The following is a 12,465-nucleotide window of genomic DNA, read 5'->3' on the forward strand; positions in this document are numbered from 1 at the left end:
CATCGACAGGTGCCGGGTTTGCCGCCCGAAGGTTGGCCGAGTTTGGCTACAGCGACGAGCAAGTTGAGGAACTGTTAGCGACCGTTTGTTCGCGGTTCCCGATCGATCCGGATATCAAACGGAGTTCCGCTTCTTGACCCGGGGTCCGATGCTCCCACGATGGGAAAAGTGGCCTAAGGGCCTTATTCGCTCCGGCATCCAGCCTATCAGACCCGCCCCCTCCGCCTCAAGCCGCTTTTAGCGGACCTGAACGCGCTCGGGATAAAATACGGTGAGCTGTAGCAGAATCTGCCCCCGGTTCTGTACGCGTCCCGTCCACTTGCGCAGGACATCCATCGTCGCCAGGTAAAGCATTTTTCAGCAGCAATTCGTCCGTAGGGAAGATGCTTACAGACCCGAGCAAGAAGACAACGTATCCCCTTAACAGTAGCTTCAATAACAACACAACGGTTTGATGTCGAGCATTTTTTTACATTTTATCCAGAATGGTTTCCATCCCCTTCCATGCATGCGGGGTTTTCGCGAAGGGAATTCTAACCGGGAAATCGATATAATCCCTTACAGGAGGCCCATCACCCGTGAAAATCGAAACGACCGACTACGAAATCGCATCACTTCACGAGCAGGAAAAAGTCATCGATATCATTCAACAAACGGAAGCGCGGCTGGCTGAATTGACCGGCAGTACGATTACGCTGATTGCTTATTCCAAGACGGAAGGGGAGAAGAAGCTGTGACCGGCAGGAAGGAAGAGGCGTGGCGGCCCCAAGAACCGACCATCGCCCCGGGCATGAATACGCACGATCCACTAGAGGAAAAGGCGACGGAGGAAGAAGCACGGCGCGGAGACGCCACTCTTGTCTCCCGCTTGTACTTGGACAGGACTCCCGAGGACTAGAGCGGTTAAGAGAATCGCAGCAAAAAAAGCAGCCTGCCCGGAGCGTGATCATCCCCAGGCGGGCTGCTGGTTGTAGGCGGCGAAAGCGGAAGCGCTCCGATCAGTCGTCGTTGCCTTGACGATCGTCATTCTCATCGTCGTACTTCTCGCGGTTTTTCGCTTTTTCCTTTTCTTTCTCTTTATCCTTATCTTTCGCCTTATTCTTGCCTTTGCCATGCTCCTTGTCCGCCCCGTGGCCGGCAGGCTCCGGCTTCCCGGCTTGTGCGGGCGGCATACGGACGACTTGGGCGTCGTCTTTCCACTTCACATCGATTTTCCAATCCGGCGAATCATCCTTCAGCTTGAACTGCGTTACCAAGCGCTGCTTGAGCGCCTTCTCCCAAGCGTCTTTCTCCGACGGCAGCCCCTGCAGCAGCAGTAGAAGCAACTGCTCCGCCTGCGCTCCGTTCAGATGAACCACCGCACGATCCTTGGTTTGGATATAAATGTCGGCCTCATCGCCCTTGTCCGTCTGCTCCTGCTTTACCTTCAAAGCCAGCTCCCGGCTTTTCAGCTCCAACGACAGCCGCTCCCAAGGCCAGCTCCCGTTTTCCACCGGCTTAGCCGGTTTCGCGCCAGCCGGACGGTCGACCGAAGCCGCAGGCGTATGTGCCGGACCGGCTGGCGGTACGGAGGACGTGCTGCCGGAAGGCGCAGGCGCGGCTGGCTCCGTCGATGCGCCGGAGCCTTGCGCCGCTGCCGCGTTCGGCACGGTGGCCGGCGGGGCCGGACTCTGCGGCGCAGCGGCTTGTTCGGGCGCTGCCGCCTTAATGTAAGCGGCTTGATTTTTGCTGTTCAATATAATTTCCAGCGAATCGCCCGGCTTCAAATCCGTGATCGCCGCTTTTTGCAAATTGCGATACACCCACACGTCTGATGTCAGCGGGTAGACTTTTTCCGTTCCGTCGTAAGACACTTTGATTTGTTTATTGCCGTCCGTCAAGCCGACGAACCGTCCCTTGGCTTCTGTCGATATTTCAGCCGATACGGGCGCATCTCCCACCCAAGTGACGCCATAAATCAGCCCGCCCAAAAACGCGGCGGCAATAACCCACACGACCGTTTTTTTAAGTTTCCCCATCGTTTCTCTCCCCTGTAACGGGCATTGAAAGCTGTCGCCCGTAGTTTTCCGAACAGAGTTCGTTATAGGCTTCGGGCTTTCATGCCATTTTCAGGGGATGCGGATCGAACCAGGCCTTTAGACCGAGTCCCAACGGTTGGCGGATGCATGCAGCCGGGGATGCGTGACCGGACTCCCCTCCGCGCTCACGAACCAGCGGATCTTTTTGATCCACGTCTCGAACGAGTCATAGCTCGCGAGCAGCCCTGCTGTCGTCCCGGTCACCCAGACGAAATGGGGAGCGGCGTATTTTTCTTCCAGGAATCGGAACGCCGTGTCAACGGGAGTATACTTTTTGCGCTTGCCCTCGAACGGTTCGACGACATAATCGACATCCGTGTCCGAAGCGGCGAGCAGCGCCTGCAGCGCTTCGACCCTCCGGTGGTAAGGAGCTACGGAACGCCGTTTCTCCATGCGCCGGACCGTCTCCTCATGCAAAGGGTAAAACACTACCTTGGCGATGCCGCGCCCGCTGGCCAACGCAAGGACGCGTACGAGTTCCTGCTCCGTATAGTCCTCGAACGCATCGTAAATCCACAAGCTTCCGCGGTCCGTGTCCCGCTCATTCGGCGGTTCATATCCGAACGGAGCTTTGCCCGTCTGTCTTGCCATCCGGCCCCTCCTCTCGTCGCTTGCAGAAATGGGATTTCACTTAGTATGCCTTTCGGAAAAAGAGAATATTTTCCGGGCAGGCTGCGCACGTTAAGCATGAACCGGCGATAAAGCTTATGAAGAAAGGGGGAAACGGCATGTCGGAAAATAAAAAGCACGAAGGCAATTACGAAAGCACGGCTTCGATGGAAGCCGACAATCAAGATATGGAATTCGTAAACGATACGCTCAATCAAGTGAAAACGACGGTCAATCAGATCGGAGCCACCCAGAAGGAGAAGGAATAGTGCGGCCCGCTATGCCGTTAGCCGCGTACGGTAAGCCAAGCCGCCCGCACAAGCTGCCATGCTTCCAGCTTGGCCGCTTGCGGCATAGCCCGCGCCGGACTCGACGACGGCAGCAGCTTATAGCTCCTGCCGTCGTCCGCGGCCTCCTTCATGACCTGCCTGCGGTACAGGTCCGCCGCCGTGCTGCCGTTGAAGAAAACATGGCGGATACCCGGATACGCCGCGTAGAACTCCGCGAAGTCGTTGGCCTCCGGACGGCGGATCGCCGTGTCGAGACTGCCTTCGCGCTCGCACGCCGCGAGCACGTCCCACAACGCTACGCCGCGGGATAACGCGAAGCGGAGCCGCTCCTCGTATGCCGCAGCCGGCTCCCCTCCGTCCAGCAGCGCGTAGAGAAGCGGCCAGAAGCCGTTGCGCGGATGGCCGTAATACTGCTGCGCCCGCAGGGACGCTTCCCCCGGCATCGATCCGAGAATCAGCAGCCGGCAGCGCTCATCCGCAACCGGCGGCAAGCCGGTCAAGCGGGGACGTTCCTTATCTGCCGCCATCAATGCATCGCCTCCCGTTGATTCGTTTCACATCCAAGCAGCCTCATTGTAGCACAGCTGCCCCGCACAGGATCGAAAAAAGGAATCCCGCTTATGGCATGGGATTCCCTCTCTTGTTTATAGCGGTTACGTTACAGCTTTGGCCACGGGTCCAGCTTTTCCTGCAGCGCCCGTTCCAAATAGGGCTCCGCCTGCAGGAAGTTCCGGAAGTCCCGGTACTCCTCCGTCAGCTTGGCCAATTCGGCGGGTTTCGGCGGCTGGACGCTGCGGACGGCCCGGATTAAAATATTTTTCGGCGTGTGTTCCAAGTCGATGAATTCCAGCAACTGCGTCTTATAGCCCACCAGCTCAAGCAGCTTCGCCCGGATCGCGTCCGTGGCCAGCGCGGAAAACCGCTCCTTCAAAATACCGTGCTGCAGCAGCGGGCCGAGCACGTCGCTATGCACCTGCCGGAACAGCTCGTGCTGGCAGCAAGGCACCGACAAGATGACTGAGGCGCCCCAGCGAACCGCCTTCTCCAGCGCCGCATCGGTCGCCGTATCGCAGGCATGCAGCGTTACGACCAGGTCGACCTGCCGCAGCTCGTCATACTTGGCGATGTCGCCGACGAGGAACCGCAGCCCGTCATAACCGAGCTTCTCCGCAAGCGCGCTGCAGTGCCGGATCACATCCTCCTTGAGGTCGAGGCCGACGACGCGGAGGTCGAAGCCCTGCATCTCCTTCAGAAAATGATACATCGCAAACGTCAAATACGACTTGCCGCACCCGAAATCGACGATGGTGAGCGTCCGGTCCTTCGGCAAATGCGGCAAAATATCGGCGATCATTTCGACAAACCGGTTGATTTGGCGGAACTTGTCGTATTTCGGAGCAAGCACCTTCCCCTGAGCGTTCATAATTCCGAGCTCGATCAGAAAAGGAACGGGAACGCCTTCTTCCAGCACATAGTTCTTTTTCCGGTTATGGGCGGGCGCTTCGCTCACCGCTTGCTTGGTCGGCGGCTTGCGGAGAATGCCGAGCTTGCCTTTCTTGCTGACCAGCACCTGATAATCCGCCTCGCCCGTCTGCAGCAGCCCTTGCCGGAACTGCTCGGCCAGCAGCGTGTTCAGCTTCGCCTCCGCCGCTTCCGGGGCCAAATTCTCGTGCAGCACCTTCGGGCCGCAGAAGGAGCTGAATTGATAGTGCAAAGCCCCCTTGAGCTGTACCGGCTTCACCGTTACCTTCGTGCAGCCGTCCAGATCGCTTCGCCGCACCTGACTCAGCGTCGCTTGGATCAGCGTCCCCTCCTGAAACAATCGGCCTGTTAATTCCGTCAATTCCCGCTCTTGCATCCTGTTTCACGTTCTCCAATCCGTTTGTCCTTGATTTACATTCCGGTGCAACCGGACGATCTAATCGTCGTCCTACTACGGAGGCCGGAGCCTCCCATCCCTTTTCATCCCATTATACCCAAACGACGCAAGGAAAAGCGACCTGTCCAAGCGATTTTCATTCCAGCTCTATTTATTGTGGAACCACGCAACAAGCAATGCGGCAAAAGCAATGAGACTACTGATCCAGCCGGGGTAAAGCTGCCTGTTGGCCAGCCGTTCTTTTTCAATCCGTTCGAGACGTTCGTCGCGGGCGCGCAGCATCTCGTTTATTTCCACACGGGATATATAGTTGCCATGCCACTTGTCCAGCTTTTCCTCCATGCGCGTAACGGCGACTTCGATGTTCTCGAGCCGGGTTTCAGCCTTCATTAAACGCTCCCCGTCTTTATTCGGACTCGCATTCATTGTTTTTGTCACTCCTTTGCCAGGCAGCGCCGCGAGCGGTCTGCCAACTGGGTTCCGCTCTACAGTATATGCGACAAGCCTTCCCGCCGAAGCGACGATTACACAACGGCAGCGGGTAATCAGTCCGTTTCTGACAAAAAAAGGCACGGCTTCCTGCGTATCTGCAAGTCGCCATGCCCTTATCCGGGACGCTATTTTCCCAAAAACGATTCCAGCATCCAAACGTGCTTCTCCAGCTCGCTGTGGATCGCAAGCAGCATGTCGCCGGTCGTCTCGTCGTCCGCCGCTTCGGCAATCGCCATCCCTTCCTTCAGCTCCCCGATCAGCGTTCCGAAGTCGTTGGCGATGGAACGGACCATCTGTTCGGCATTCTCGCTGCCGGAAGCCTCGTGCAGGGTCGCTTTCTCCAAAATTTCTTTCATGGTGGCGACCGGCTGCCCTTTGAGCGCCAGCAGCCGCTCGGCCAAATCGTCCACATGAAGGGCCGCCTCGTTATACAGCTCTTCGAATTTCACATGCAGGGTGAAAAATTGCGGTCCCTTCACATACCAATGGTAGTTATGGAGCTTGATGAACAGCAGGCTCCAGTTCGCTATCTGGGTGTTCAGCACTTCCGTTATGCTTTTGGACATGGGTCGTTCCTCCTTGAATCGCGTTCTTTTCCAGCTTATCCCTAGTTAATATGAAAAACGGAAGCGACTTTTATACATCGCGCCGAAGGAATCGGCTACGGGTCGTTCGTGGCGACGGGCTCAGGCGGTACCGCGAACCGGACAAAGAATGCCGTGCCCTCCGGTCCGGTCTGCCACGTCAGCCTGGCTCCGTGCCGGGCGGCGATACTGAAGCAGACCGCCAGACCGAGCCCCGTCCCCTGCTCCTTCGTCGTAAAGAACGGAGTCCCGACCTTGGCCAGCACGTCCTTGTCCATGCCGTGGCCCTGGTCGCAGACCGCCAGTACGACCTCCGACTCTTCCGTGTAAGTGGCGATTTCGAGCCGCCCTCCGGCGTCCATCGCTTCGAGCCCGTTCAGCGCGAGATTCAATACCATCTGCCGCATCTCCTTCTCGTCGAGCTCCAGCTCGGGACACGAATCGAGCCGCAGGTGAAGCTGCTTATCGGCCAGTGTCGCCTCTGCTTGAATAAGCGGACCGATGGCCTCGATCACCTGAGCCAGATTTTGCGGACGGCGGTCGGTGGTTTTGTTTTTGGCCAGCGCCAAAAACTCGCTGATAATCCCGTTGGCACGGTTCAGTTCCTCCACCATAACGTCCATAATGTCCTTGGGCGGAAGGGTTTTCTTCGCGCTCATTAGCTGGAGAAAGCCGCGGACGGTCGTCATCGGATTGCGGATTTCATGCGCGATGCCTGCGGCCATTTCTCCGATCAGATGCAGCCGGTCCAGCCGCGCCATTTCCCTCTCCAGCTCCGCCCGGTCCGTAATATCCGTAATGACCGCCAGCACGCACGGCACATCCGGCGTCTCAATGATCTCCGTGGACAACAGTCCTGTCCGCCGCTCGCCCGCCTTGGTTACATACTGTACCTTCACGTCCGTCACCGTATCGGCGAAATCCACAGGGGCCGTCTCGAACAGCCCTTCGTCCGAGATGAGCGTCATCTGCAGATTGGCGGCTCCCGACGTCATTTCTTCATACGTGTATCCCGTATGCTTCATCCAGCTCTCGTTGACGTCGAGATACGTCCGGTCGCTTAACGATTGAATCGCCATCAGACAAGGCGTCGCCTGAAAAATCGTATAAAACCGCTCCTGCGATTCCCGGGCATCCTGCTCCATGCGCCGCCGCTCGTTCGTATCCTGAATATATAAGCTGATGCCGAGCGACGACGGGAAAGCCCTCACCTCGACCCAGCTTTCCGTCAGGTTCGAATAAAATTCCGCCCGCTGCGGCGCTCGCTCCAAAGCTGCGCGAAGAAACAAATCGTAGCATTTCGAGCGCTCCACCGGCGCATAATCCCAGAACGGCCGGCCCAGCGCTTGCTCCTTCACGATGCGGAGACGCTGCTCAGCCGAACGGTTCATGTAGACGATCGCCCCGTCATGGTCAAGCGCGTAAAACGCATCCGTAATGCTCTCCAAAATATCGTTGATCCGGTCGTACGACCGCATCAGTTGCTCGGTTACCTGATGCCGGCGCCGGATTTCCGCCTGAAGTCTTCCGTTGGCTTCGCGCAGCGCATACGTGCGCTGCTCTACGGCCTGCTCCATGCGAATATACTGCATTTTGCGCTCGGTCACGTCGCGAACCGAGCAGACGTAAATCGTCCGGTCGCCGATACAGGCGCTTCCGATCTGCAGCTCGGCGGGGAACGTCCCGCCGCTGCGCCGCACGGCCGTAACGTCCGTCGCTTCCCTCGTACCGCAATCCGGCAGCAGGGAGCCGCTTTCCCCCGAGCCGAACAGCCGCTCGGTATACGGCACGACCTGCCACACAGGCTTCCCGATCAGCTCCTCCGGGTTGCACCTGAACAGCGGCTGGACGGCGGGATTGGCCGACAGAATCGTTCCCTGTGCATCGACGGTCAAGAAAGCATCGGTCGACGTCTCGCTGATTGCTCGGGCCATCGCTTCCATCTGTCGAAGCTTGTCCGTATTGTCCAGAAGCTGGACATGCGCCTGCTCCAGATCGATCGTGCGCCGGGTGATCAGCTCCTTTTGCGCCTTAAGCTGCTCCCGGTCCCGGTAGATGCTTGCGAACTGCCTGACCTTTACTTTTAACACAGCCGGCTGCACCGGCTTGAATATAAAATCGATTGCTCCGATTTCATACCCTCGTACCATGTGCTCCGTCGCTTGACTGAGCGCCGTAACGAAGATCACGGGAATCGACCTGTACCGCTCTTGCGATTTCAGCATGCTAACGGTTTCGAAGCCATTCATTCCCGGCATTTCAATATCCATCAGAATCAAGGCGAAAGACTCCTGCATCACTTGCCGCAGCGCTTCCTCTCCGGAATTGGCGGTGGCGATGCGATAATCGGGAGATTGCAGTATGGAAGACATAGCGAGCAAATGTTCCGGCCGATCGTCGACAATCAGTATATTTACTTGCGGTTCAGCCATATGTATTCTCTCCTAAGGTCCGGATATTATCCTAATCTTTACATTTTTCGCTAGCCGTACATTCTTCTCCTGCTTGCCGATGTGAAAAAAAGAAGCCCGTTTCCTGAGGAAACGAACTTCCTGACCATCGATTCGTTTAACAATAACGTGAAATGAGTTCCTGCAGCTGTCCGCAAACGACGGACGAGCCCCGGCGCAGCTCGCCGCCCGGGATGGTCACGCGGACGAAGCTTTCGTCCAGCCCCATTCGTTCTTCGTATCTTCCCCGGGAGCCCCGGGCGCGGCGGTCGATCTGCAAGAACAGCTCCAGATCGTCTCCCCTTGGGAAATAGAGCACCTCAAGCTCATCAAGAGCGCGGCGAAAATGCGTCGTCGGCACGTACTCAAACTCCTGCACGAAAGGCGCCGGCCCGTCAAAGCTTGGCGCGTATTCGTTCGTGACCTCGCGGAGACGGAAGCCAAGCTCATCCAACGCCCCCATCACGGTAAGCACGTTCGGGCCGGCTACGATCTCGATTTCGTCCCGGTCGGTCGGATCGATCGCCCTGTCGATATCGAGGCCCGTTTCCACCCAGACCGGCGTGTTCCGATGCGTCAGCGGAGCGTATTCGGGAATCTCCAGCGCAAACGGAATCTCCATGCTGTCGCCGGGCCGCAGCAGGAAGCCGTCGGTGATGTGGTATTTGGCGATCTCCGCGGTATAGGTCATTTTCTTACCATTATCATCTTCCTGCAAATACTCCGTTTTCAAATACACGTAGATGCTCCCGATCTGCTGCTCCAATTGACCGCCTTGAATATGCGCGACTCCGCTGAGCGTTTCACCGGGTGAAACCTGCGTATGTTCCAGCTTCGTGTCCACCTTCGCCGAACCGATCCCTACACTTGCAAGCACTTTCTTAAATATGGACATCGCCTTTGCCTCCCGCTTGAAGTACGCCAAAGTTTTGTTTTTTTATCTTTTGAGCAAACGGTAGCCTTTCCGGACTACATTCAACACGAAGCCGGGAATCGGGACACGCCGCAAGGGCGGAAGGTAGAACCGATCGTACGCTTTCTTCAGATCGTCCCACATCCTGCACGGCTCCGGCTTCAAAAAATCCGACACGTCCACCACCACGCCGCGGCCGTCCCGCATCATGACGTTTTTGCCGTGAATGTCGTGCGGACGAAGCCCTCTGCTAACCGCATAGGCAAGTGCTTCGTCAATATCGTCGATCACCTGCTGGGGGATCGGAATGCCTTTCCGGATGCAATCGTACAGCGTGATGCCGTTCAACCGCCGGAGCGCCAGATAGCCGTCGCCATAGTACAGGCACTCCGAATATGCCGGATGCCGCCCCAAACGGCGGTACACCTCGGCCTCCTCTTCCAGTCCCGACCGTCCCGGCGCATATATCTTCACCACAACCTCCGGGTAATCCGGATGCGCCACAACCGCCGCATAGTTGCCCGCGCCCACCAACCGCCAAGGGTCGGGCACGCGGTATACGACGATCGGATCGTGCGGCTGCTCGCTCTTGATGTGCAGCTCCGGCAATAGGCGGCGCTCGATCTGCGTGATGAACGGGTGACGCTCACTCCAGTCCTCTTCGCCTGCCATCGTCCGATTGTTATCCGCCATAAAAGCAAGCCGGTCTGCCTTGTACGCCCGTCTTGACACGAAATAAGCCGCCGGCATGCGGCTGCTGCGCCAGCTGTTCCCCGCTCAGCCCCGTCCGGGCCGTCGTAATGTACAGCTCGTCCCACTCCGGACCGCCGAACGCGCAGGAGGTCACCTGCGCAGCCGGAACGCGGACGAAGCCGAGCCTTTCGCCGGTCTGCGGATTCCAGCAGGACACCCGCCAGCCGCCCCACTGGGCAACCCACAGCATCCCTTCGCCATCGACGGCCATGCCATCGGGAATGCCCTCGCCTTCCGGAATCGTGACCACCGTGCGCCGGTTCGAGATCGCCCCTGCTGCCGGCTCGTAGTCGTACGCGACGACCTGTTTGGTAGGCGAGTCGATGTAATACATCGTACGCCCGTCGAGGCTCCAGCCGAGCCCGTTGGAGCAGCTTACGCCATCGACTGCCTTCCGCAGCGATCCGTCAGGCTCCAGACAATACAGTGCCCCTGTCGGGTCGCTGTTCTTGCAGTTCATCGTCCCCGCCCAGAAGCGTCCGGCTTCGTCGCATTTGCCGTCGTTAAACCGGTTTTCCGGAAGCCCCGCCTCCGGGTCGGCGAGCTTCGTCAGCCGCTCGGTCGCGATATCGAACAGATGGAAGCCATGCTCCAGCGCGAGCACCAAACCGTCGCCCTCCGCTCTCGGTACCGCTGCCCCGACCCGCTGGTCAAGCTGGATCGAACGGTCCGTTCCTTGAACCGGATCATAGTGATGAATCCGCTTTCCCTCGATATCGACCCACAGCAGCCGGCCGCTGCGGTGATCCCATACCGGCCCTTCGCCCAGCGCCACCTTCTTGTCCAAAATCAACTCCGCCGTTAGCTGCCACGATTCCAATTGCAGTCCTCCTCGTCCTCGCGTGCCTCAAAGCACGCGCCGTATGCTCCCATTGTAGCACAAAGAAAAAGCCAAATGCGATGCGGCGACAAAGGTTTATGCGCTGCATCAAGCCGAAAAAAAGACCCATCGGCCCCACCTCTCATAAGGGAAGGAGCTAACAGGTCTTGAGACTTGCTTCAGCCGTTATTCTTCCATCGGCTGCAGATTTTGCAAAGCCGATTGGTCTTCGGCAAGCTGTGCATCCGCTTGTTCTACGGCAGGCTTGTTCTCGTCATGCCCGGCTTGTGCGATCGAGCGCTCGGCTTTTTCCACGGCCGTTTCAGCCTGCTCGATCATTTGGGCGGACGGATGGCTCTGCGCTTGGGTTACGGCGTTATGCGCCTTTACCACCGAATTTTGCGCTTGCGAGACCGGGTTTTGCGATTGAAGGCTGGAGTCGTATTCGTAACGGGTCATGCTTGGTCATCCTTTCCACATACAGGGTTGCTGTTAATGTGGGAAGAAACGGCCGTTTTTATTCGTCGGGCTGGGGGCGCCTTCCGGTACTTATCGGGACACAGGCAAAAGGGCTGGACAGGATGACTATTCCCGCCCAGCCTTTTTATAGTTATACCCGCAATTCCTCGTGGCGTATAGCCGAGTTCTCGATCTGGATCGTCGCATGGTGGATATTAAACCGCTCCGCCATCAGCTTGATGGCCTGCTGCAGCACCTCTTGGCTGTCCCGATCGTCCTCGATCAGCAGGTGACAGCTGAACGAATCGAGGCCCGACGTAATTGTCCAGATGTGAAGATCATGCACGTTTACCACGCCCTTGATGTTCTCCAGCGCCTGTTTCACTTCCTGCTGGCTGACACCGGCCGGTGTACCTTCCATCAGCACGTGCACGGTATGGGAGATAATGCCCCAAGCGCTCTTAAGAATCAGCAGCGAAACGAGCACGCTGATAATCGGATCGGCGACGTACCAGCCGAAGGCCATCATCACCAGCCCCGCGAGAATGGCGCCGACGGAGCCGAGCGCGTCCCCGAGCACGTGGAGATAAGCGCTGCGCAGGTTGACGTTGTTCTTCACATCGCCCTTCCGCATGAGCATCCACGCGCTGAGCAGGTTGGCAAGCAGTCCGACGGAGGCGATCGCTAGCATCGAGCCGCTGGCGACTTTCGGCGGGTCAAAGAAGCGGCCGTACGCTTCCCACATAATAAAGCCGGCGATGACAAACAGCGAAATTCCGTTAAACAGCGCCGCCAAAATCTCAAAGCGGTGAAAGCCGTACGTCTTGGCCGGGGATGCCGGTCTCACGGCGAAGCTGAGCGCGATCAGGCTGAGCAGAAGCGAGCCGGCATCGCTGAGCATATGCCCGGAATCCGAAAGCAGCGCCAGGCTGTTCGTGATAAGCCCCCCGAAAAACTCCAGCAGCAAAACGCCCGACGTAATACTTAAAGCAATGATAAGCCCCTTTTTGTTGCCATCCCGGGCATGATCGTGATGATGGTGTCCATGGCCGTGATGGTGACCGTGACCATGTCCATGGTCGTGCGCGTGAGCGCCATGGTTATGAATGTGCATAAATCGTCCCTCCCAAGCTACAGG

At 57.8% G+C, this 12,465-nt stretch carries 15 protein-coding genes and 1 pseudogene; 3 read left to right on the top strand and 13 right to left on the bottom strand.

The features are described from left to right. Positions 1–237 precede the first annotated feature (237 nt). Positions 238–394 (bottom strand): annotated as a pseudogene (locus NLX71_RS22930) (IS256 family transposase); the annotation flags it as partial. A gap of 184 nt (positions 395–578) precedes the next feature. On the opposite strand from NLX71_RS22930, the gene NLX71_RS22935 reads away from it, so the two are divergent. Continuing rightward, positions 579–737, top strand: coding sequence for a hypothetical protein (locus tag NLX71_RS22935; RefSeq protein WP_254366097.1), 159 nt, complete (start codon positions 579–581; stop codon positions 735–737). Continuing rightward, positions 734–898 (top strand): hypothetical protein, encoded by a 165-nt coding sequence (locus NLX71_RS22940; protein ID WP_254366099.1) that lies wholly within the window; start codon positions 734–736, stop codon positions 896–898. Before NLX71_RS22935 ends, NLX71_RS22940 begins: the two co-directional genes overlap by 4 nt. Positions 899–998: 100 nt before the next feature. Here the strand turns inward: NLX71_RS22940 and NLX71_RS22945 are convergent, their stop codons facing one another. Together NLX71_RS22945 and NLX71_RS22950 are read right to left on the bottom strand one after the other, a co-directional pair. Then, on the bottom strand, positions 999–2,018 hold the full coding sequence (locus NLX71_RS22945) for a hypothetical protein (RefSeq protein WP_254366100.1): 1,020 nt from the start codon (positions 2,016–2,018) through the stop codon (positions 999–1,001). A 117-nt stretch (positions 2,019–2,135) separates the two neighbouring features. Beyond that, a complete protein-coding gene (locus tag NLX71_RS22950) occupies positions 2,136–2,669 on the bottom strand; it encodes a hypothetical protein (protein WP_254366102.1) in 534 nt (177 codons plus the stop codon). Between the two features lie 137 nt (positions 2,670–2,806). On the opposite strand from NLX71_RS22950, the gene NLX71_RS22955 reads away from it, so the two are divergent. Continuing rightward, a complete protein-coding gene (locus NLX71_RS22955) occupies positions 2,807–2,956 on the top strand; it encodes a hypothetical protein (RefSeq protein WP_254366104.1) in 150 nt (49 codons plus the stop codon). A 17-nt stretch (positions 2,957–2,973) separates the two neighbouring features. Here the strand turns inward: NLX71_RS22955 and NLX71_RS22960 are convergent, their stop codons facing one another. The 10 genes from NLX71_RS22960 to NLX71_RS23005 form a co-directional block, all read right to left on the bottom strand. Further along, the gene (locus tag NLX71_RS22960; RefSeq protein WP_254366106.1) at positions 2,974–3,504 is read right to left on the bottom strand and encodes a DNA-deoxyinosine glycosylase; all 531 of its coding nucleotides are present in this window, start codon (positions 3,502–3,504) and stop codon (positions 2,974–2,976) included. A gap of 131 nt (positions 3,505–3,635) precedes the next feature. Further along, complete coding sequence (locus tag NLX71_RS22965; RefSeq protein WP_254366108.1) at positions 3,636–4,835, bottom strand: class I SAM-dependent methyltransferase; 1,200 nt, start codon at positions 4,833–4,835, stop codon at positions 3,636–3,638. 168 nt (positions 4,836–5,003) lie between these two features. Further along, positions 5,004–5,282, bottom strand: coding sequence for a hypothetical protein (locus tag NLX71_RS22970; RefSeq protein WP_254366109.1), 279 nt, complete (start codon positions 5,280–5,282; stop codon positions 5,004–5,006). Positions 5,283–5,473: 191 nt separating this feature from the next. Then, positions 5,474–5,914, bottom strand: a complete 441-nt coding sequence (locus NLX71_RS22975) for a Dps family protein (protein WP_254366111.1) — start codon at positions 5,912–5,914, stop codon at positions 5,474–5,476. Between the two features lie 95 nt (positions 5,915–6,009). Beyond that, the gene (locus tag NLX71_RS22980) at positions 6,010–8,364 is read right to left on the bottom strand and encodes a PAS domain S-box protein (protein WP_254366112.1); all 2,355 of its coding nucleotides are present in this window, start codon (positions 8,362–8,364) and stop codon (positions 6,010–6,012) included. 136 nt (positions 8,365–8,500) lie between these two features. Then, positions 8,501–9,277, bottom strand: a complete 777-nt coding sequence (locus NLX71_RS22985) for a sporulation protein (RefSeq protein WP_254366114.1) — start codon at positions 9,275–9,277, stop codon at positions 8,501–8,503. A 42-nt stretch (positions 9,278–9,319) separates the two neighbouring features. After that, positions 9,320–9,967: a serine/threonine-protein kinase gene (locus tag NLX71_RS22990; RefSeq protein WP_254366155.1), complete on the bottom strand. Its 648-nt coding sequence runs from the start codon at positions 9,965–9,967 to the stop codon at positions 9,320–9,322. Positions 9,968–9,977: 10 nt separating this feature from the next. Further along, positions 9,978–10,868, bottom strand: coding sequence for an SMP-30/gluconolactonase/LRE family protein (locus NLX71_RS22995; RefSeq protein WP_254366115.1), 891 nt, complete (start codon positions 10,866–10,868; stop codon positions 9,978–9,980). A 186-nt stretch (positions 10,869–11,054) separates the two neighbouring features. Next, entirely contained in the window at positions 11,055–11,327 is a 273-nt protein-coding gene (locus NLX71_RS23000) for a hypothetical protein (protein ID WP_254366117.1), read from the bottom strand. 151 nt (positions 11,328–11,478) lie between these two features. Next, a complete protein-coding gene (locus tag NLX71_RS23005) occupies positions 11,479–12,441 on the bottom strand; it encodes a cation diffusion facilitator family transporter (protein ID WP_254366119.1) in 963 nt (320 codons plus the stop codon). Between the last annotated feature and the right edge of the window lie 24 nt (positions 12,442–12,465).

The sequence above is a fragment of the Paenibacillus sp. MZ04-78.2 genome (assembly GCF_024213375.1).
Lineage (GTDB): Bacteria > Bacillota > Bacilli > Paenibacillales > NBRC-103111 > Paenibacillus_G.

Bases quoted from the DNA above. Each gene is read 5' to 3' on its own strand.
- NLX71_RS22945 (WP_254366100.1), bottom strand. From the start codon at position 2,018: ATGGGGAAACTTAAAAAAACGGTCGTGTGGGTTATTGCCGCCGCGTTT.
- NLX71_RS22950 (WP_254366102.1), bottom strand. From the start codon at position 2,669: ATGGCAAGACAGACGGGCAAAGCTCCGTTCGGATATGAACCGCCGAAT.
- NLX71_RS22955 (WP_254366104.1), top strand. From the start codon at position 2,807: ATGTCGGAAAATAAAAAGCACGAAGGCAATTACGAAAGCACGGCTTCG.
- NLX71_RS22960 (WP_254366106.1), bottom strand. From the start codon at position 3,504: ATGGCGGCAGATAAGGAACGTCCCCGCTTGACCGGCTTGCCGCCGGTT.
- NLX71_RS22965 (WP_254366108.1), bottom strand. From the start codon at position 4,835: ATGCAAGAGCGGGAATTGACGGAATTAACAGGCCGATTGTTTCAGGAG.
- NLX71_RS22970 (WP_254366109.1), bottom strand. From the start codon at position 5,282: ATGAATGCGAGTCCGAATAAAGACGGGGAGCGTTTAATGAAGGCTGAA.
- NLX71_RS22975 (WP_254366111.1), bottom strand. From the start codon at position 5,914: ATGTCCAAAAGCATAACGGAAGTGCTGAACACCCAGATAGCGAACTGG.
- NLX71_RS22980 (WP_254366112.1), bottom strand. From the start codon at position 8,364: ATGGCTGAACCGCAAGTAAATATACTGATTGTCGACGATCGGCCGGAA.
- NLX71_RS22985 (WP_254366114.1), bottom strand. From the start codon at position 9,277: ATGTCCATATTTAAGAAAGTGCTTGCAAGTGTAGGGATCGGTTCGGCG.
- NLX71_RS22990 (WP_254366155.1), bottom strand. From the start codon at position 9,967: ATGGCAGGCGAAGAGGACTGGAGTGAGCGTCACCCGTTCATCACGCAG.
- NLX71_RS23000 (WP_254366117.1), bottom strand. From the start codon at position 11,327: ATGACCCGTTACGAATACGACTCCAGCCTTCAATCGCAAAACCCGGTC.
- NLX71_RS23005 (WP_254366119.1), bottom strand. From the start codon at position 12,441: ATGCACATTCATAACCATGGCGCTCACGCGCACGACCATGGACATGGT.